A 20,751-nucleotide genomic window follows, 5' to 3' on the forward strand; every position below is an offset into this window, starting at 1 on the left:
AGTTTATCTCCTGTTTTCGTAAGCAATTTCAAAGTCGGACTTGGGGGTGTAGGTCTCCTGAACCTTGACCACCAGCCGCCCGTCCAGGACCTGGATGGAACCATCCTCAGGATAGAGGGGCATTTCCGCAAATTCCGGGGAGGCGGCAACCTCCATGAAGACGGATTCCTCCGGCTCCTCCACAGGGATGTTCAGCCAGTCGCTGAGGTAGTAATAGATATGCTTGTTCAGGGGGGCCACCGTGTCGGTGGAGAGGCTATAATGGGCTACCTGTCGGTAGCTGGGAATGTCGGCCTGGAGTGCGTCGGTGGAGATGGCACCTACGATGACGATCTCCATCCCCGGCTCATAGTCAGGGCAGCTTTCAATGCGGGTCATCAGCCGGGTGGCGTAGCTCTCGGTGGCGCGGTGAGCCTGAGCCGATGCGGTGTAGAGCAGATTGTTGGTGTTCAGGCAGAACAGCAGCACACCGGCACACCACAGGGCGGTAAAGGAAAGGGCGGCCTTCTGCAGCCGCGCCGGCTCGGGGAGAGCGTCCGCCTGGTCCGCCAGCAGGAATATCGCCAGATAGACGCACACGAAGGCGTACTTCATCAGCGGAGTGGGGACGGAGTAGGGGGAAAGGATCTGCGTGAAGTTCATTCCCAGGGGGAGCAGGGCCAGCATGGCCAGCGCCCCCACCAGCCGCCAGGGAGCATTAAGGAGGGCACGCTTCCGGAAGCAGGTGACCAGAAAGATAAGGCCCAGAAGTCCAGCCAGCAGATCCAGCACAACCATAAAGGGGGAGGCGAAGGCGTCCCCGGAGCCGGGAACAAAGAAAAAGGCCACTACCTGCTTGTAGGAGCGGAAGATGAGGCTGGGCAGGCTGGCAAAGGGGTAGCCCGAGCTGGCCGCGTCCATGCCCAGGTAGGACAGAAGCTCCAGGTCCTTCACCTTTAAAAAGACCATCAGAATCCCATAATAGAGCGCTGCGCCCACAGCCAAATAAGCTGCCAGGGAAAGCCCAAGCCGGAAGGTGCCCCGGAAGGTGGTGCCGGGGGTCAGGGTCTCCTGAAAGAGGACGAGGAGGGTCAGAGCGATGGCCAGGGTCACATAGGCCTGATAGGTCCCCATAGAGAAGGCCAGCAGCACCACGCCGGCAATCCAGCCCAGTCTGCCCCGCCGGGCCAGCCACACGGACAGCACCGCCAGCAGAATGGCCAGACAGTAGGCACTGGCAGTAAACATATAGAGGAAGGTGTAGCCCATGCAGGGAAAAGCGGCCATCACGGCTCCGGCCAGACCCGCCAGAATCTTGCTGCGGATGGACAGCAGGTCCACCGTAAAAGCGGCGGCCAGACTGAGAAAAAGCAGGGACAGAAGGCCGATCACCGCCGGCATCTGAGTGAAGTCGTTCAGAGCGGAGGCGTAGTGAAGAAACCACCGGCCGGAGACAGTCATCTGCTGGGTATCGAAGACCCGGCTCAGACCGTCGGAGTTAGGGATGACGTTGGTAAAGGCGTAGAGGTGAACCAGATAGCCGGTCACCAGGCAGCTGAAGAAGGCGGATTTGTGGGCTGGGGCCAGGCGCTGCCACAGATTCCTGCCTCTCTCATCAATAAACATAGCATTCCTCCCAGGAAAAATGGGCATAAAAAACCAGTACACATTATAGGCCATTTTTCCCCATAATGCAAGGCAGAACTAGCCCATTTTACCGCTGGAGCGGACCTGAGCCCAAAGAATGGCGTGATCAGGGAAGCACGGCGGCAGATCCCACCGACCGCCGTGCATAGCGGCCACCGGGTTTGGGTAGATTGGGTCATCGGATGTAAAATCCCACTGATACTGGGCACGGACGGTGAGACCGGGACTGCAGAGCGTGTGGTCAGGGTCCCCGCCGCCGGTCACAGTGCCGGAAGAGTCGGAATACAGATAGCTGACGCGGGCCAGCGGCCCCGTACCGACGGAAACCTCCTTGGGGTAGGAGGGGAACCAGACCGGCATGCGCCGCCCCAGAATATTAAAGTCCCCGGTGCAGAGAAAGGGGTCGGCCAACTGGCTGAGATATTGGTTCAGGGGAGGCGTCTGCTGGCTTGCGTCCATGGGAGAGAGCATCCGGATACCCAGAAGGGAGAGAGAACGCTTCTCCCCGTAAGAAAAGCAAATGTGGAGCAAGTTGAAGCAGCCGGGTTCCTCCACACGCCGGACCACCTGAATGCCCTTTGGGGCCAGTGTGCGCCGCACGGCCAGGAGAACCTGGTTTCCTGAGGCGGGGATGCTCTCCGCCACCCAGTAGGCGTTTTTTAAAGCAGCCCGGATGCCAGGGTCCGTCCGGTACTCCACCAGACAGATGAGATCCGGGTCCGGCGAGAGAATCCGGCGGCACACAAAGGGCGGGACCGGCGCGGAATGGGTCATCTTGTGGAGGTTCCACTCCAATAAAGTCAGCGTGTTCATTTCCGGGCCCTGCACTTACAGACAGGAAAAGCGGAACCGTGTGGTGTGGTCATACCGCTCCCCAGCCCGCAGTACGGTAGAGGGGAAGGCAGGCTGGTTGGGGGAGTCGGGGAAGAACTGGGTCTCCAGGCAGAAGGCGTGGCGGGGACCGTAAGACGCGCCTCCCTTGCCCGGACAGCCCTCCGGGAGGAAGTTGGCCGTATAAAGCTGCATCCCGGGCAGGGTGGTCTCCGTCTCCATCACAATGCCGGTTTTGGAGGAGAACGCCCGGGCGGCGGGGCGAAGGGTGCCCACGGGGCCGTCAACCACATAGTTGTGGTCGTAGCCGTGACCCAGCTTCAGCTGCTCAAAGTCGTCCTCGATGCGGGCACCGATGGGAGTGGGGGTGAGGAAGTCCATGGGAGTGCCCTCCACAGATTCCAGCGTTCCGTAGGGGATGCTGGTCTCGTCGGCGGGGGTGTAGCGGGAGGCGCAGAGGGAGAGCGTCTGGTCCAGCACCGGACCGGAGCCCTGTCCCGCCAAGTTAAAGTAGCTGTGGTTGGTCAGATTGCAGACGGTGTCCCCGTGGGCCAGGGCCTCGTAGTGAAGGGAGAGGGCGCTGCCTTCCAGGGAATAGGTGACTCGGAGGGAGAGCGCGCCGGGGTAGCCTTCCTCGCCGTCGGGGCTTTCCAGGGTGAGAACCGCTTTTTGCGGGGTGAGCTCCTCCACCGTCCACACCCGGTAGGAGTAACCCACAATGCCGCCATGAAGGTGGTTGGGACCGTTGTTGACCGCCAGGGAGTAGGTCTTGCCGTTTAGGGAGAACTGTCCCTTGGCGATGCGGTTGGCGTACCGTCCCACCACGGCGCCCAGGTAGCCGTCACGGGTCTCGTAGTCGGACAGGTGGTCATAACCCAGCACCACGTCTACCGGCTTGCCCTCACGGTCGGGGACGGTCAGGGTGCGCAGGGTAGCGCCGAAGGTGAGAATTTCACAGGAGATGGTGCCGTTGTCCAGGGTGAGCAGCTCTACTGGCTCACCGCCGCGGGTGGTGCCAAAGGGACAGCGGGAGGACTGATTCATAGCGAGGGCCTCCTTAATATAATAGATTATCCCCAGTGTAGCAGATTTTTCACCAAAAGGGAATCTTTCCCCTTGCCAAAGTGGGGTAAATATGGTAGTTTAATTTTAGTAAAAATTATGGAGGAGACGCGCTGTGGCAACCTTGAAGGAATTGGCGGACCGGACGGGCTATTCCCCCGCCACCATTTCCCGCATTCTCAGCGGGGACCCCGCCCTGTCGGTGACGCCGGAGGCCCGGCGGAAGGTGCTGGAGGAGGCGGGGCGGCTGAACTATACCGCTACCCGCAGCCGCCGGGGCCGGACGCCCAAGGGAGTGCTCCGGGTGGGGGTGGCGGAGATGCTCACCCCGGCCCAGCAGCTGGACGACCCCTATTATCTGTATCTGAGCAATTTCGTGCGTCAGGGCTGCATGGATAAGAAGTACACCTGCCTCACGCTGGAGAGCCGGGGAGAGGGGTTCTTGCCGCCGGAGGGGGAGAAGCTGGACGGCATTGTGGCCATCGGCCTCTTCACGCCCGCCCAAATCGAGTCCCTGGCCGCACTCACCCCCAACGTGGTGTTTGTGGACTCCTCACCATTTGAGCAGCGGTTTGACTCGGTAGTACTGGGGTACGAGCTGGGTATCTCTCTGGCTCTGGAGCATCTGACCCAGCTGGGCCACCGGCATATCGGCTACATTGGGCCGGTCTACAAGCTGGACGATTACCGCCGCCGGGCTCCCGAGGTGCGCCGGCAGCTGTTTTTGAAGCTGATGGAGCGGCACGAGCTGCTGGAGGGGGCCCGGCTGCTGGATTGTCCCATGGAGGCCCAGGCCGCCGCCCGGGCGGTGGGGGAGCTGTTGGCCTCGGGAGAGCCGTGCCCCACCGCCTTCCTGTGTGCCAACGAGGAGAGCGCCATCGGCGCCCTGCGGGCGCTGAACGAGGCGGGGCGGCGGGTGCCCCAGGAGGTGTCGGTGGTGTCCTTCAACGATACCCCACGTTCTTCCCTGGTGGAGCCGCCTCTCACCTCCGTATCCACCCACGTGGAGGAGATGGCGCGCACAGCCCTGCGCATGCTGGGAGAGCGGGCGGTGCTGCCTGGCAAGGAGCCTGTCCGCACCTTGCCTTTGAAGGTAGTGGTTCCTCCCTCCCTGGTGGTGCGGGGGAGCAGCGCCCCGGCGGCAGAGCAGTAAAAATCACCAGAAAAACAGAACCGTTTCTGTGCACAAAGCCAAAGTTTTCAAAAGGGAAAAATAGTGGTTGAATTTTTAGTAAAAATTAAATATACTGAACACAACAGAATGAAAATGAGGTGACTGCCCATGTATTCCTGTCAAGCGCTGCGCCGCTCCCTGTCCGTCGGGGAGCATGACCAGGTTCTTTCCCAGCTGTACGCCCTGGACGGGGCGGACAGCAGTCTGGCCGCCGCCCGGGCCCGGGCTCTGCGGGTGGTGGAGGCCTTCCAGGAGCACTTCGCCCCCAAGGAGGATACCCCTGCCGCCCTGTTCAGCGGCCCCGGCCGCACGGAGATCGGCGGCAATCACACCGACCATCAGCATGGCCGGGTGCTGTGCGGCAGCGTGGATTTGGATATGCTGGCCTGCGCCGCTCCCAACGGCCTGAACGTCATCCGGGTGGTGTCCGAGGGCTACCCCGTGTTGAAGGTGGAGCTTGACAAGCTCATTCCCCGGAAGGAGGAGCGCAACACCTCCGCCGCTCTGGTGCGGGGCGTGGCCGCCAAGATTCAGGAGCTGGGCTACCCCCTGGCCGGCTTCGACGCCTATGTGACCTCCAGCGTCCTGTCCGGCTCCGGACTGTCCTCCTCGGCGGCTTATGAGATTCTCATCGGCAACATCATCAACCACTTCTGCTGCGGCGGGGCTCTGGACCCCATCTCTCTGGCCAAAATCGGCCAGTACGCGGAGAACGTCTACTTCGGTAAGCCCAGCGGCCTCATGGACCAGATGGGTTCCTCCGTGGGCGGCGCGGTGGCCATCGACTTTGCCGACCCGGCCGCACCGGTGGTGGAGAAGGTAGAATACGACTTCACCCGCTCCGGCCATGTGCTGTGCATTGTGGATACCGGCTCCTGCCACGCCGACCTCACCGACGACTATACCGATATTACCCGGGAAATGGGCGCTGTGGCCGCGCACTTCGGCAAGCAGTATCTGCGCCAGGTGGAGGAGGCGGAATTCCTGGCCGCCATTCCCGCCCTGCGCGCCGAGTGCGGCGACCGGGCGGTGCTGCGGGCCCTCCACTTCTTTGAAGATGACCGCCGGGCGGCGGAGGAGACCAAGGCCCTGAAGGACGGGGACTTTAACCGCTTCCTGCAGCTGCTGCGGGCCTCCGGTCTGTCCTCCGCGCTCCATCTGCAGAACACCTGGTCCATCGCCGATCCCAAGCAGCAGGCCATTCCCATGGCGCTGGCTATGGGCGAGCGGCTGCTGGAGGGCACCGGAGCCATCCGGGTCCACGGCGGCGGCTTTGCCGGCACCATCCAGGCCTTTGTGCCGCAGGAGAAGCTGGCTACCTTTAAGGAGGGCATGGAGGCCCTGCTGGGCAGCGGAAAATGTCACGTGCTGCACATCCGTCCCGTGGGCGGCTGTGTGGTCATCAAATAATGTAGGGAACAGGGTAAGAAAGGAAGGAACTTTACATGGCAATTCTGGTTTTGGGCGGAGCCGGCTACATCGGCTCCCACACCGTGTATGAACTCATTGAGGCCGGCCGGGACGTGGTGGTGGCCGACAACCTGCTCACCGGCTTCAAGCAGGCTGTTCACCCCAAGGCCCGCTTCTATCAGCTGGACATTCGGGACCGGGGCGCGCTGGACACCCTGTTCCAGGCTGAGCACATCGAGGGTGTCATTCACTTTGCCGCCTCCTCCCAGGTGGGCGAGTCCATGTCCAACCCCCTGAAGTACTATGACAACAACCTCTACGGCACCATGGTGCTGCTCCAGTCCATGGTGGCCCACGGCGTGGACAAGATTGTTTTCTCCTCCACCGCCGCCACCTACGGTGAGCCCGAGCGGGTGCCCATCCTGGAGAGTGACAAGACCGTGCCCACCAACTGCTACGGCAACACCAAGCTGTCCATGGAGCAGATGATGAGCTGGGTGTCCAAGGCCCACGGCCTGAAGTATGTGGCCCTGCGCTACTTCAACGCCTGCGGCGCCCACCCCTCCGGCACCATCGGAGAGGCCCACAACCCTGAGACCCACCTTATCCCCATTATCCTCCAGGTGCCCAACGGCCAGCGGGACCATGTGGGCATCTTCGGCGACGACTACCCCACCCCCGACGGCACCTGCATTCGGGACTACATCCACGTCACTGACCTGGCTCAGGCCCACATCCTGGCCCTGGATTACCTGCTGAAGGGCGGGGACAACAACGTCTTTAACCTGGGCAACGGCGTGGGCTTCTCCGTGAAGGAGGTCATCGACGTGGCCCGGAAGGTCACCGGACACCCCATCCCCGCCGAGGTTTCTCCCCGCCGGGCCGGCGACCCCGCTCAGCTCATCGCCTCCTCCGAGAAGGCGGTCAAGGTCCTGGGCTGGAAGCCCCAGTATGCCGATCTGGAGACCATCGTCTCCTCCGCCTGGGCCTGGCACAAGAGCCATCCCCACGGCTTTGAAGACTGAGCCGGGAAGAAACAGACGAGGTGAATTGCTATGATTGACGCCGCTGTGTCCAAACTGGCCACCTACGCCCTGCGTACCGGGCTCATTGAGGAGAACGAGTACACCTGGGCCATCAACACCATTCTGGATACCCTGAAGCTGGACAGCTACACAGACCCCGGAGAGGAGTGGGGAGAGATTCAGCTGGCTCCCGTGCTGGACGAGCTGCTGGACGACGCCTACGCCCGGGGCGTGCTGACGGAGAACTCCGTGGTCTACCGGGACCTTTTTGACACCGAGCTTATGGGTCGGCTGACCCCCCGGCCCGCCCAGGTGATTGAGAAGTTCCAGGCTCTGCGGGCAGAGGACCCCAAGAAGGCCACCGACTGGTACTATAAGTTCAGCCAGGACACCAACTACATCCGCCGGGACCGCATCGCCAAAGACATGCAGTGGAAGGCTCCCACCGAGTATGGGGAGCTGGACATCACCATCAACCTGTCCAAGCCGGAGAAGGATCCCAAGGCCATCGCCGCCGCCCGGAACCTGCCCGCCTCCGCCTATCCCCGCTGCCAGCTGTGCGCAGAGAACGAGGGCTACGCCGGCCGGGTGAACCACCCTGCCCGGCAGAACCACCGCATCGTTCCCATCACTATTAACGGATCTCCCTGGTTTTTGCAGTACTCTCCCTACGTGTACTACAATGAGCACTGCATCTGCCTCAACAGTGAGCACACCCCCATGAAGATTGACCGGGCCTGCTTTGGAAAGCTGCTGGACTTTGTGAGCCAGTTCCCCCACTACTTTGTGGGCTCCAACGCCGACCTGCCCATCGTGGGCGGTTCCATCCTGGCCCACGATCACTTCCAGGGCGGGCGGTACACCTTTGCCATGGAGAAGGCTCCCGTGGAGACCCCCTTCACCTTCCCGGGTTACGAGGATGTGAAGGCGGGCATCGTCAAGTGGCCCATGTCCGTCATCCGACTGACCTGCGCTGACCGGGAGCGGCTGGTGGACCTGGCCGACCGGATTCTGGGCCTGTGGCGGAACTATACCGACGAGAGTGCCACCATTCTGGCCGAGACCGATGGGGAGCCCCACAATACCATCACCCCCATCGCCCGGAGAAGGGGAGAGGACTACGAGCTGGATCTGGTGCTGCGCAACAACCTGACCACACCGGAGCACCCCCTGGGGCTCTACCACCCCCACGCCGAGCTTCACCACATCAAGAAGGAGAACATCGGCCTCATCGAAGTCATGGGTCTGGCCGTCCTGCCCGCCCGTCTGAAGACGGAGTTGGCCGCCGTGGCCGACGCCCTGGCCTCCGGTGCTGACCTGCGGGCCGACGAGCTCACGGAGAAGCACGCCGACTGGGCAGAGGGCTTCCGGAGCAAGTACCAGATTACCCGGGAAAACGCTCTGGACATCGTCCAGAAGGAGACCGGCCTGGTCTTTGCCAAGGTGCTGGAGCACGCTGGTGTCTACAAGCGGGACGAGGCGGGCCGGCAGGCCTTCCTGCGCTTCCTGGCCACCGTATAATCCCCAAAATAAGTTGCATGCCCCGCCGGATAGCCCGGCGGGGCATGTTTGTGTGCGGCCTGTGGGAGCGTATCCGGGAGTACAGTGCCTGAGGGGCAAGTTTCGAAAAAGTTTCGAAAAAAACGGTTGACAGCGCCCGGCCCCGGTGCTATCATGCGAACTAGGATTTTAGAACCACAGAGGAGTCTACCATGAAGAACCTGTTTGCGGCTTTCTTTTTTAACTACTTTTACTTTTTTGGCTTCAGTGCTGACAAGGTAAAAGTGCTTTTTGCTGCAAATAATGGTGCGACCACCTTTGCGTGAGAAAAGGGATCGAATCGAAGGCCTGCGGTGAAAAACACTTCACCGCAGGTCTTTTTTGTGGCCTGTGGTGAGGCCGCGGGAATCCACAGGAAAGGAACGAATTGCTATGATTATCATTGTGAAGCAGGGCACAAAAGAGGAGCGTGTACAGGATTTGATTCACTGGATTGAGTCGCAGAACCTGCGGACCCATGTCTCCACCGGAGACTACTCCACGGTTATCGGTGTCATCGGCGATACCAGCAAGCTGGACGGGGACCTCATCTCCGGCCTGGACATTGTCCAGGGGGTCAAGCGGGTGTCCGAACCCTTCAAGAGCGCCAACCGGAAGTTCCATCCCGAGGATTCCATCATCGAGGTGGGGGAGCAGAAGTTGAAGGTGGGCCACGGCAACTTCGCCCTCATTGCCGGCCCCTGCTCGGTGGAGAGCGAGGAGCAGATCATTTCGGTGGCCAAGAGCGTCAAGGCCGCCGGGGCCACCATGCTCCGGGGCGGTGCCTTCAAGCCCCGCACTTCCCCCTACGACTTCCAGGGCCTGAAGGCCGACGGCATTGAACTGCTGCTGGAGGCCAAGCGGGAGACCGGCCTGCCCATCGTCACTGAGATTATGAACGCCAACCACCTGCCCCTCTTCGAGGACGTGGACGTCATCCAGGTGGGGGCCCGGAACATGCAGAACTTCGAGCTGCTGAAGGAGCTGGGCAAGACCAAGAAGCCCATTCTTCTCAAGCGCGGCCTGGCCAACACCATCAAGGAGCTGCTGATGAGCGCGGAGTACATTATGGCCGGGGGCAACGAGAATGTCATCCTCTGTGAGCGGGGCGTCCGCACCTTCGAGACGGCCACCCGCAATACCCTGGACCTGTCCGCCGTGCCCGTCCTCCATGAGCTGACCCATCTGCCCGTGGTGGTAGACCCCAGCCACGCCACCGGCGTGGCCCGGTACGTCAAGCCCATGGCCCTGGCGGCGGCGGCCTGCGGGGCGGACGGCCTCATCATCGAGGTTCACAACGATCCGCCTCACGCCCTGTGTGACGGCGCCCAGTCCCTGCGCCCTGAGCAGTTCGAGGATGTGGCCAAAGCGGTACGGGCCGTCCGGGCGGCGGCCATGGGGGTCTGAGTATGAAGACACTGGCTGTGAATACCTCCAGGCCCTATGAAATTCAGATTGAGCGGGGTGCCCTGGACCGGGCGGGGGAGCTGTGCGCCAAAGCCCTTCCCAAAGCACGGAAGCTGGCGGTGGTCACCGACAGCAACGTGGAGCCCCTGTATCTGGACCGGACAGCGGACAGCCTGAAAAAAGCGGGTTTCCAGGTCCAAAGCTTTTCCATTCCAGCCGGGGAGGCCTCCAAGAATGCCGGGCAGCTGGTCCGACTGTGGGAACAGATGATGGCCTTCGGCATGACCCGTACCGATGGGGTAGTGGCCCTGGGCGGCGGCGTGGTGGGAGACCTGGCGGGCTTTGTGGCAGCCACTCTCCTGCGGGGCGTGGACTTTGTCCAAATCCCTACCACTCTTCTGGCTCAGGTAGATTCCTCAGTAGGGGGGAAGGTGGCCATTGACCTCCAGGCGGGCAAGAACCTGGCCGGGGCCTTCTGGCAGCCCAGCTTGGTCATCATCGACCCTGAGTGCCTCCATACCCTGCCCGACCGGACCTTCTCTGACGGTATGGCCGAGGTCATTAAATATGGCTGTATCCTGGACGAGGACCTGTTTGAACGGCTGGACCGGTGCGGAGGCCGGGCAGGGGTGATAGAACACATTGAGGAAGTGGTCTACACCTGCTGTGACCTCAAGCGCCGGGTGGTGGTGGAGGATGAGCGGGACACTGGCGCCCGTCAGCTGCTGAACTTCGGCCACACCATTGGCCATGCCTTCGAGCTGGCCGGACACTATGAGACCTGGACCCACGGCCAGGGCGTGGCCGCCGGCATGAACTGGGCGGCCCAGTTGGGGGTAGGCCTGGGTGTGACGCCCCCAGAGGCAGTGGAGCGCATCCAGGAGATCTTGAAGAAGTACGACCTGCCTCTGGATATTCCCTGTCCCTGGGACACCATGACCCGGGCGGTGGGGCTGGACAAAAAGCGGACGGGCGACAGCATCCACCTGATTCTTCTGGAAAAGCTGGGCAGGGCAGTGCGCCGGAAGATGACCCGGGATGAACTGCTGGAGTTGTTGGAGCCCATGTACGGGAGATGAGAAGCATGAAGGTCAACATTCAACCGGGCAGGCTAAAGGGGGCGGTGACGCCGCCACCCAGCAAGAGCCAGGCCCACCGGGTCATTCTGGCCGCAGCCCTGGCCAAGGGGAAAAGCCGACTGGAGAACGTGGCCTTTTCCCAGGACATCCTGGCTACTCTGAGCTGCGTCCAGGCCCTGGGGGCCCGGTGGGAGCAGAAAGGGGAGCGGACCCTGGAGCTTACCGGCATGGGGGGCGTCTTCCGGCCGGGTAAGGAACTGCCCCGCTTTGACTGCGGGGAGTCCGGTTCCACCCTGCGCTTTCTCATCCCCATCGCCCTGGCGGTGGCCGGAGGCGGCGTGTTTACCGGCCATGGGCGGCTGATGGAGCGGCCCCAGGAGCCCTACGTAAACCTGTTCCGGGAGAAGGGAATTGCCTGGGAGCAGGAGGGCGACAGCTTGACAGTGCGTGGGCGGCTGGAGGCGGGGGAGTATGCGCTCCCCGGCAATGTGTCCAGCCAGTTTTTTACCGGCCTTCTCTACGCCCTGCCCCTGGTGGAGGGAAAGTCCCGTATTGTGCCCACCACCCCCTTGGAAAGCCGGGACTACATCGCTATGACCCTGGACGCTCTGGCCGGGGCGGGTGTCACCGTGACTGAGCCCCACAGAGATGTGAAGTGTTTTCGCATGACAGGGAAGATGGATTACCAGGCGGGCAACCGCACCGTGGAGGCCGACTGGTCCCAGGCCGCTTTTTGGTATGCGGCCAACTTCCTGGGCAGCGATGTCACCATCCGGGAGATGAACCCCTACTCCGCCCAGGGGGACAAGGCGGTGTCCGCCTTTTACTGGAAACTGGCCCGGCCGGGGGATGTGGAGCTGGATGTGTCCCAGTACCCCGACCTGGTGCCTCCGCTGGCCGCCATGGCGGCGGTGCGCCGGGGGACAGCCCGGCTTACCAATGCGGCCCGGCTGCGGATAAAGGAGAGCGACCGGCTCGCCTCGGTGACGGCGGCCCTCACCGCCCTTGGAGCGGACATTGAGGAAGGGCTGGACAGTTTGACCATCCACGGCCTGGAGCATCTGGCGGGGGGCGGCGTGGTGGACAGCCACAACGATCACCGCATCGCCATGATGACCGCCGTAGCCGCGGCCGCCTGTGAGAATCCCGTCACCCTGGAGGGGGCGGAGTGCGTGGCCAAGTCCTACCCGGAGTTTTGGGACCACTATCAAAAGCTGGGAGGGAGCGTAAATGTCCTCTGAATTTGGAAAGAATATCCATGTGTCCATCTTCGGCCAGTCCCACGCCCCCGCCATTGGAGTGTGCGTGGACGGCCTGCCCGCCGGAGAGCGGGTAGACCTGGAGGAGCTGGGACGTTTTTTGGCCCGCCGGGCTCCGGGACACAGCGACGTGTCCACCCCCCGGAAGGAGGCTGACCTGCCCAAGATCCTGTGCGGCCTGGTGGACGGAGTGACCTGCGGAGCCCCGCTGGCGGCGGTGATTGAGAACACCAACACCCGCTCCCAGGATTACGACAATCTGAAGGACGTGCCCCGGCCCGGACACGCCGACTACACCGCCCAAGTGCGGTATGGGGGCTGGCAGGACGCGGCGGGAGGCGGCCACTTCTCCGGGCGGCTTACGGCTCCCCTGTGCATTGCCGGAGGCATTGCCCTCCAGATTTTGGCCCGCCGGGGCATCCGGGTGGACGCCCACATCCAGAGCATCGCCGGAATCCAGGATAAACCATTCTGCCCGACGGGTGAGAAAGGAGAACTCCTTGACAGCCTGAAAGCCGCTGCCCTCCCGGTGCTGGACCCGGAGGCAGGGGAGAAGATGCACCAGAAAATCCTGGAGGCCAGAAGTCAGTACGACTCGGTGGGGGGCGTGGTGGAGTGTATGGTCACCGGCCTGCCCGCCGGGCTGTGCGGTCCTCTCTTCGGCGGAATGGAGAGCCGCATGGCGGCGGCCATCTTCGGCATTCCGGCGGTGAAGGGCGTGGAGTTCGGTGCGGGCTTCCGGGCGGCGGAGATGCGGGGTTCGGAGCACAATGACCCCTTCGTAGTAGAGGATGGGCAGATCCGCACCGCCACCAACCACGCCGGGGGCATCCTGGGGGGAATCACCACAGGAATGCCGCTGGTATTCCGGGCGGCCTTCAAGCCCACCCCATCCATCGCCCGGGAGCAGGACAGTGTGTCCCTCCGCCGGATGGAGCCTGTCAAGCTGCAGGTAAAGGGGCGCCACGACCCCTGTGTGGTGCCCAGGGCGGTTCCGGTGGTGGAGGCCGCCGCGGCTTTGGTGGTGCTGGACGCCCTGCTGGACGCGCCTGCCCGCCTGCCCGATGCGGCAAGCAAAGAGTAACGTTTTACGGATAGATTGAATAGGAGGCTGAAGAACATGAGCGAAGAACTGGAAGTACTACGGGAACGCATTGATGACATTGACCGGCAGATGGTGGAGCTGTTCAAGCAGCGTATGGAGACCGCTGGAGAGATTGCCGACTACAAGCTGGCCAGAAGCCTGCCCGTCTACGCCGCCGCCCGGGAGCGTGCCCTGCTGGGCAAGGTAGGGGAGCAGGCGGGGGAGGAGCTGGCCGACTATGCCCAGTCGGTGTACCGCAGCATCCTCTCCGTCAGCCGTTCCTATCAGTACGGCCGGGTGGGCGGCACCTCCCGGGTGTATGACAACATCCACAAGGCTCTGGAGGCCACCCCGGCTCTGTTTCCTCAGCGGCCCACGGTGGCCTGCCAGGGCATTGAGGGAGCTTACTCCCAGATCGCCTGTGATCGCCTCTTCAAGGCGCCCACCATCATGTACTTCCAGACCTTCGACCATGTGTTCAAGGCGGTGGAGAGCGGCATGTGCCAGTACGGCATCCTGCCTATCGAAAACAGCACTGCCGGCTCCGTGAAAGCAGTGTACGACCTGATGCTGCGGCACAACTTCTACATCGTCCGCTCCGCCCGGCTGAAGGTGAGCCACAACCTGCTGGCCAAGCATGGCACCGATCTGTCCCAGGTGAAGGAGATCTTCTCCCATGAGCAGGCCATCAACCAGTGCGCCGGCTACCTGGCGGGGCTGAAGGACGTGAAAGTCACTGTCGTGGAGAATACCGCAACTGCCTCCCGCATGGTGGCCGAGTCTGACCGCACCGACGTGGCCGCCCTGTCCTCCCGGTTCTGCGCCGAGCACTACGGCCTGAACATTCTTCAGGAGAACGTCCAGGACCAGGACAACAACTACACCCGGTTCATCTGCATCTCCAAGAAGCTGGAGATCTACCCCGGAGCGGACCGCACCTCTCTCATGATCACCCTGCCCCACAAGCCGGGTACCCTCTATAATGTACTGGCCAAGTTCTATGCTCTGAATATCAATCTCCAGAAGCTGGAGAGCCGCCCCCTGCCCGAACGGGAATTTGAGTTCATGTTCTACTTTGACATTGATGCCTCGGTGTACGCCCCCGAGGTGGAGAAGCTGTTCCGGGACCTGGAGGCGGAGAGCGAGCAGATGCGCTATCTGGGTACCTACAACGAGGTTATCTGCTGATGGAGGGCGGCTTGGAGTACGGGCTTATTGGGGAGAAGTTGGGTCACAGTTTTTCCCCAGCCATCCACCGCCGCTTGGCGGGCTATGACTACCGCCTGGTGGAGCTGCGGCCGGAGGAGCTGGGCCCCTTCCTGGAGAGCAAGGCCTTTTATGGCCTGAACGTGACTATCCCCTACAAAAAGGCGGTCATTCCCTACTGCCAGGAGCTGACCCCACAGGCCCGGCGCATTGGTAGCGTCAACACCATTATCCGCCGTGAGGACGGAACTCTGCTGGGCCACAACACCGACTACGACGGCTTTGCCTGGATGCTCTGCTCCGCCGGAGCCCAGGTGGCGGGGAAAAAAGCACTGATATTGGGCACCGGCGGTGTGTCGCTCACCGTGAAAACGGTGCTGGAGGACCTGGGAGCGGGGGAGATTGTGTTCATCTCCCGCTCTGGTGAGGATAATTACGAAAATCTGGACCGCCACGCTGATGTCAAAATTATTGTCAATGCCACCCCGGTGGGGATGTATCCTCATACTGACGCCTCCCCGGTAGACCTGTCCCGGTTCCCTCAGTTGGAGGGGGCCTTTGACCTCATCTACAACCCCGCCCGGACCCGGTTCCTGCTCCAGGCGGAGGAACGAGGCCTGTGCCGGGCCAATGGTCTGGGCATGCTGGTGGCCCAGGCCAAGGCGGCGGCGGAGCTCTTCCTGGGGGTCCGCCTTCCGGACAGCAAGGTGGAGGAGATTTCTGGAGCGATGGAGAAAGAAACGCGGAATCTGCTTCTTATAGGCATGCCCGGGTGCGGCAAGAGCACCGTGGGCCGGGCGCTGGCCGAGCGCCTGGGGCGGCAGCTGGTGGACCTGGATGAGCTCATTGAGCGGGAGACGGTGCGCTCTATTCCGGACATCTTTGCCCGGGAGGGGGAGATGTATTTCCGCCGCCTGGAGCACGACGCCCTATGCCGGGTGGCCCGGGAGTCGGGCCTGGTCATTGCCGCTGGCGGGGGCATTGTGACCCAGCCGGACGATCTTGCCCCCATGCGGCAGAACTCCACCGTCATTTTCCTCAAGCGGGATGTGAGCCTGCTCCCGGTGGAGGGGCGGCCCGTGTCCCAGGCCAATGACCTGCAGGAGCTCTACCGCCGCAGGCTCCCGCTCTATGAGGCGGCCTGCGACCTGGAGGTGGAGAACCACCGGGTGGAGGACACCGTGAAGGAAATTATCAGGAGGCTTGGTTTATGAAGCTGCTTGTCATCAACGGGCCCAATCTGAATATGCTGGGCATTCGGGAGCCGGACATCTACGGCCGACAGGATTATAAGACCCTTATCGCCCTGGTCGAGGAGACCTGTGCCCGTCTTGACGTTGAGGTGGAGTGTTTCCAGTCCAATCACGAGGGGGCCATTGTGGACCGTATCCAGGCCGCCTATGGGCGGGAGGACGCCATCGTGATTAACCCCGCCGCCTACACCCACACCAGCGTGGCTATTCTGGATGCACTAAAGGCAGTGGGCCTGCCGGCGGTGGAGGTCCACCTGTCCGACGTGAAGAGCCGAGAGAAATTTCGGCAGGTCTCCTATGCAGGCATGGCTTGTGAGAAGACTGTCATGGGCAAGGGGTTCCAGGGCTATGTGGAGGCCATTGAATACCTGGTCGGCCGCTATGGAGCGTGCCGCAAATAAGCAGGAACGCCGCGCGGATTCCGCGCGGCGTCTTTTTGTCTTCATGCCTGGATGTGGGACGGGACAGCAGACTGCGGAAAGGGACTTTCCCTTTTGTAAAAATTGTGTTAAAGTATTTCTATCCATAAACCCATTTACAAAATTGCTGCCGGCAGAATGAGGGGCGGGGGGAGTGTGCACCGACCCGACGGCAGAGCACAGGAAAAGAGGCGGAAGGGACGTGCCCGGGGTCAAGAACGATTTTTCCAAGGGGAGCATCTCCAAAAATATTATGACGCTTGCGATCCCCATGACAGCTGCACAGCTGGTGAATGTGCTGTATAGCGTGGTGGATCGCATCTATTTGGGCCGACTGCCCGGCACAGGTCATCTGGCCCTGACCGGTATCGGAATTACCATTCCCATCGTATCCATTATTATGGGACTGGCCAACCTTTGCGGCACCGGCGGTGCCCCGCTGTGTTCCATCTGCCGGGGACATGGAGACAATGAGGAGGCAGAAAATGTAATGGGAAATTCCCTTACACTCCTGATTCTCCTGGGCGTTGCCGCCACCGCTTTTTTCATGCTGCTGCAGGAGCCCATTTTGTATCTCTTCGGCGCCAGCGCGGATACCTTTGTCTACGCGGACCAGTACATGACCATTTACCTGTGCGGGACCCTCTTTATGATGATCAGCCTGGGTATGAATCCATTCATCAACTCCCAGGGCTTCGGACGGATGGGGATGCTGACCGTAATCATTGGTGCGGCGCTGAATATTGTACTGGACCCCATTTTTATTTTCCTGCTGGATATGGGCGTTCAGGGGGCGGCCCTGGCCACGGTAATCTCCCAGGGGGTATCGGCGGTCTGGGTTTTGCAGTTTCTCACCAGCCGCCGGGCCATCCTCCGCTTGCGGCGGCGATGCCTCCGGCTCCAGCGGCGCCGGGTTATGCGGATCATCAGCTTGGGCCTGTCTGGTTTCTTCATGAACATGACCAACAGCCTGGTGCAGGTGGTGTGCAACGCTACTCTCCAGAGCTACGGCGGTGATCTGTATGTAGGCATCATGACCATCATCAACTCTCTTAGAGAAGTGTTCAGTATGCCTGTCCAGGGCCTGACCAACGGCTCCCAGCCCGTGGCCGGCTTCAACTACGGTGCGGGTAAATATAGCCGCGTGCGGGAATCCATCCGGTTCAGCGTTGGGGTGACGGTGGTTTATGCCGCTGTGTTCTGGGCGCTGGCCATGCTTGTGCCTGGCCTTCTCATCCAGGTGTTCAACAATGAGCCCGAGGTGATCGAAAAGGGCATTCCCGCCCTGCGGATTTACTTTGGATTGTTTGTCTTCATGTCCCTGCAGATGGCGGGTCAGGGTGTGTTTGTCAGCCTGGGGCGTTCCAAGCAAGCGGTATTCTTCTCCCTGCTGCGCAAAGCCATCATTAACGCCCCGCTGACGGTGATTCTGCCCATCTGGATGGGAACCACCGGAGTGTTTGTGGCGGAGGCCGTGTCCCAGCTGTTAGGCGGCCTGGCCTGCTTTTTGACCATGTATTTCACCGTTTACCGGCCGCTGGGTAAGGTGGCGGACGATACGCCCCTGCCTCAGCACCTGTGACAGGATGAGAAAAGGCGGTCCGTTGAGGGCCGCCTTTTTCCGCACTTGCGCAGCGGGCCGCTTTGTGAGAGAATAGGGGCAAAGGAAATGGACACAATCCATTACAGGAGTAATTGTACTATGAGTGAGCTGTTTGAAAAATCCATCCAGACCCTGGAACTGCCCCGGGTGCTGGAGCTTCTGGCCGACTGTGCGGCCACGGAGGAGGGAAAGGAGAAGTGCCTGTCCCTGCGCCCCATGACGGACCGGGATGATGTGGAGCGGGCCCAGCAGGAGACCACTGCTGCAGTGAAGATGCTGGTTCTGCGGGGCACACCGGGCTTCTCTGGAGTGAAGCCGGTGGCCGCCTCTCTCCAGCGTGCGGACATGGGGGGCAGTCTCAGCACCCGTGAGCTGCTGGACATTGCGGCGGTGCTGCGCTGCACCCGCAGCGTAGGGGAGTATGGCGGGGGAGAGGAGAAGACCCCCATCTCCCATCTGTTCCGCGCCCTCACGCCCAACCGGTTTTTGGAGGACTCCATCTCCAACTCCATCCTGGGGGAGGATGAGATTGCCGACTCGGCCAGCCCCGAGCTGGCTTCTATTCGGAGGCACATGCGTGCCTCCGAGGCCAAGGTGCGGGACATTCTTCAGAAGCTGATCTCCTCCAACCAGGCCAAGTACCTCCAGGAGGCCATCATTACCATCCGCTCCGACCGGTACGTGGTGCCGGTGAAGTCGGAACATAAGAATGCTATCCCCGGCCTGGTCCACGACGTGTCCTCCTCGGGCTCCACCTTCTTCATTGAGCCCATGGGGGTGGTGAAGGCCAACAACGAGCTGCGGGAGCTGGCCGCCAAAGAGAAAAAGGAGATTGAACGCATTCTGGCCCAACTGTCTGCGGAGTGTGCCGCCCACAAGGAGGACATTCTGGAGGACTACCAGCTGCTCATCTGGCTGGACACCATCTTTGCCCGAGCCCAGCTGTCGGTGAAGCTGGATTGCTCAGAGCCTGCACTGTCTGACAAGTATTTACGCCTGCGGGGAGCGCGGCATCCTCTTCTGGATCGGAAGAAGGCGGTGGCCAACGACCTGGAGCTGGGGGAGCACTTTGATACCCTGGTGATCACTGGCCCCAACACCGGCGGTAAGACGGTGACGCTGAAGACCATCGGCCTCATTACCCTCATGGCCCAGTGCGGCCTGCATATCCCGGCTAAGGACGACTCTACGGTCCGAATTTTTCACCGGGTGCTGGCGGACATCGGCGACGAGCAGTCCATCGCCCAGTCCCTGTCCACCTTCTCCTCCCACATGACCAACATCGTGGGCATCCTGGACGAGGCGGATGGTGACTCTCTCATTCTCTTTGATGAGCTGGGAGCTGGCACCGACCCGGTGGAGGGAGCGGCCCTGGCCGCCGCCATCATCGAGTACGCCCGGAGCATGGGCTCCGCCGTGGCGGCCACCACCCATTATGCCGAGCTGAAGGTGTATGCCATGACCACGGCGGGGGTGGAAAATGCCTCCTGTGAGTTCAATGTGGATACCCTGGCGCCCACCTACCGGCTGATTCTGGGAATTCCTGGCAAGTCCAATGCCTTTGCCATATCACGCCGGCTGGGGCTGCCGGAATATATTATTGATAAGGCGGCGGAGCGTCTGGACGCGGAAAATGTCCGCTTTGAGGACGTCCTTACCCGCCTGGACCAGCAGCGCCAGGAGATGGAGAAGGAGCGTGCGGAGGCCAAGCGGCTGAAGCTGGAGATGGAGCAGTCGGCCTCCAAAGCCCGGGCCTACCGGGAGAAGCTGGAGGCGGAGCGGGCTAAGGTGGTGGAGAAGGCCCAGGCGGAGGCTCGTGCCATCATCGAGGAGGCCCGGGCGGCCAGCGACCTGGCCCTCTCGGAGCTGAAGCAGCTGAAAAAGCAGCAGGATAAGCTGGATTGGCAGCAGGTGAACGACGGCCGTGCGGAGGCCCGCCGTCTCCTCAACGAGGCGGAGCGGAACATCGGCGGCCCAGCCCCGGAGCCCGAGGTCCCGCCGCCCACCCGTCCTGCTGTGGCCGGAGATACCGTGGAGCTGGTGAAGATGGGTACCCGGGCCACGGTGCTGTCGGTGAACAAGGACGGCTCTCTCCAGCTTCAGGCGGGTATTTTGAAAATCTCCGCCAAGCAGGAGGAAGTCCGCGTGGTGGAAGGGGAGACCCAGGCCCAGAAGGAGGCCCGTCGCATCGTCACCCGGGCGGAGCACACCCTGCGCACGGCGGCGGTACCTTCCCAGATCGACCTGCGGGGCATGATGACCGACGAGGCCATCGCCGTGCTGGAACGCTTTTTGGATACGGCCATGATGGGAAAGCTGGAGACGGTGACCATCATTCACGGCAAGGGAACCGGCGCGGTGCGCAGCGCCGTGCGTACCTACCTGAAGCGCAGCCGCTATATTAAGTCCTTCCGGCCCGGCCGCTACGGCGAAGGCGAGGATGGCGTAACTGTGGCAGAGTTGAAGTGACAAGGTATCAAAATTTCCACGTCCCGTCGGAGACCGGAAGGGGGTATCAGGGGGGAACTGGTTCCCCCCTGAAGGCGCAGCGCGCGTAGCGCGATTGTGTTTCCCGCAGGAAACACCTGCGCCTTTGAGGATGGCGTAACCGTGGCGGAGCTGAAGTGATGGAAAAGGAACCAGTGCCTGTCTGAAAAATCGACGAATAAAAAACAGGAAAAGCTGGAACACCAATTGGAAACCGGATGAGGTCCGCTTGGACAGAATTTTGGACCATTTGTGGGAGAAAAAGGAAGGTTCTTTTCTGCACAGCG

Annotated in this window: 16 protein-coding genes; 13 read left to right on the forward strand and 3 right to left on the reverse strand. The window is 61.8% G+C overall.

Annotation, left to right across the window (positions count from 1 at the left end):
• Positions 1-3 precede the first annotated feature (3 nt).
• From AC3YUO_RS08375 to AC3YUO_RS08385, 3 genes are all read right to left on the reverse strand, one after another.
• Positions 4-1,605: a glucosyltransferase domain-containing protein gene (locus AC3YUO_RS08375; RefSeq protein ID WP_489962579.1), complete on the reverse strand. Its 1,602-nt coding sequence runs from the start codon at positions 1,603-1,605 to the stop codon at positions 4-6.
• A 78-nt stretch (positions 1,606-1,683) separates the two neighbouring features.
• Positions 1,684-2,439, reverse strand: a complete 756-nt coding sequence (locus AC3YUO_RS08380; protein WP_489962580.1) for a hypothetical protein — start codon at positions 2,437-2,439, stop codon at positions 1,684-1,686.
• Between the two features lie 15 nt (positions 2,440-2,454).
• Positions 2,455-3,501 (reverse strand): aldose epimerase family protein, encoded by a 1,047-nt coding sequence (locus AC3YUO_RS08385; protein WP_489962581.1) that lies wholly within the window; start codon positions 3,499-3,501, stop codon positions 2,455-2,457.
• Positions 3,502-3,634: 133 nt separating this feature from the next.
• On the opposite strand from AC3YUO_RS08385, the gene AC3YUO_RS08390 reads away from it, so the two are divergent.
• From AC3YUO_RS08390 to AC3YUO_RS08450, 13 genes are all read left to right on the forward strand, one after another.
• A complete protein-coding gene (locus AC3YUO_RS08390) occupies positions 3,635-4,672 on the forward strand; it encodes a LacI family DNA-binding transcriptional regulator (protein WP_489962582.1) in 1,038 nt (345 codons plus the stop codon).
• 129 nt (positions 4,673-4,801) lie between these two features.
• On the forward strand, positions 4,802-6,103 hold the full coding sequence (locus tag AC3YUO_RS08395) for a galactokinase (RefSeq protein ID WP_489962583.1): 1,302 nt from the start codon (positions 4,802-4,804) through the stop codon (positions 6,101-6,103).
• A 35-nt stretch (positions 6,104-6,138) separates the two neighbouring features.
• Entirely contained in the window at positions 6,139-7,128 is a 990-nt protein-coding gene (gene galE, locus AC3YUO_RS08400) for a UDP-glucose 4-epimerase GalE (RefSeq protein ID WP_489962584.1), read from the forward strand.
• Between the two features lie 30 nt (positions 7,129-7,158).
• A complete protein-coding gene (galT, locus tag AC3YUO_RS08405; protein WP_489962585.1) occupies positions 7,159-8,649 on the forward strand; it encodes a UDP-glucose--hexose-1-phosphate uridylyltransferase in 1,491 nt (496 codons plus the stop codon).
• Positions 8,650-9,060: 411 nt separating this feature from the next.
• Complete coding sequence (aroF, locus tag AC3YUO_RS08410; RefSeq protein WP_489962586.1) at positions 9,061-10,074, forward strand: 3-deoxy-7-phosphoheptulonate synthase; 1,014 nt, start codon at positions 9,061-9,063, stop codon at positions 10,072-10,074.
• 2 nt (positions 10,075-10,076) lie between these two features.
• Complete coding sequence (gene aroB / locus AC3YUO_RS08415) at positions 10,077-11,153, forward strand: 3-dehydroquinate synthase (RefSeq protein WP_489962587.1); 1,077 nt, start codon at positions 10,077-10,079, stop codon at positions 11,151-11,153.
• A 5-nt stretch (positions 11,154-11,158) separates the two neighbouring features.
• Positions 11,159-12,394: a 3-phosphoshikimate 1-carboxyvinyltransferase gene (locus AC3YUO_RS08420; RefSeq protein WP_489962588.1), complete on the forward strand. Its 1,236-nt coding sequence runs from the start codon at positions 11,159-11,161 to the stop codon at positions 12,392-12,394.
• Complete coding sequence (gene aroC / locus AC3YUO_RS08425) at positions 12,384-13,496, forward strand: chorismate synthase (protein WP_489962589.1); 1,113 nt, start codon at positions 12,384-12,386, stop codon at positions 13,494-13,496. The genes AC3YUO_RS08420 and aroC overlap by 11 nt, the downstream gene beginning before the upstream one ends.
• A 36-nt stretch (positions 13,497-13,532) precedes the next feature.
• Positions 13,533-14,684, forward strand: coding sequence for a prephenate dehydratase (pheA, locus tag AC3YUO_RS08430; protein WP_489962590.1), 1,152 nt, complete (start codon positions 13,533-13,535; stop codon positions 14,682-14,684).
• Complete coding sequence (locus AC3YUO_RS08435; RefSeq protein WP_489962591.1) at positions 14,684-15,916, forward strand: shikimate kinase; 1,233 nt, start codon at positions 14,684-14,686, stop codon at positions 15,914-15,916. The genes pheA and AC3YUO_RS08435 overlap by 1 nt, the downstream gene beginning before the upstream one ends.
• The gene (aroQ, locus tag AC3YUO_RS08440; RefSeq protein ID WP_489962592.1) at positions 15,913-16,356 is read left to right on the forward strand and encodes a type II 3-dehydroquinate dehydratase; all 444 of its coding nucleotides are present in this window, start codon (positions 15,913-15,915) and stop codon (positions 16,354-16,356) included. The genes AC3YUO_RS08435 and aroQ overlap by 4 nt, the downstream gene beginning before the upstream one ends.
• Before the next feature lie 289 nt (positions 16,357-16,645).
• Entirely contained in the window at positions 16,646-17,956 is a 1,311-nt protein-coding gene (locus AC3YUO_RS08445; RefSeq protein WP_489962593.1) for an MATE family efflux transporter, read from the forward strand.
• A 120-nt stretch (positions 17,957-18,076) separates the two neighbouring features.
• On the forward strand, positions 18,077-20,446 hold the full coding sequence (locus tag AC3YUO_RS08450; protein WP_489962594.1) for an endonuclease MutS2: 2,370 nt from the start codon (positions 18,077-18,079) through the stop codon (positions 20,444-20,446).
• Positions 20,447-20,751 lie beyond the last annotated feature (305 nt).

The sequence above is a fragment of the Pseudoflavonifractor sp. HNCC25GI2 genome (genome assembly GCF_058136395.1).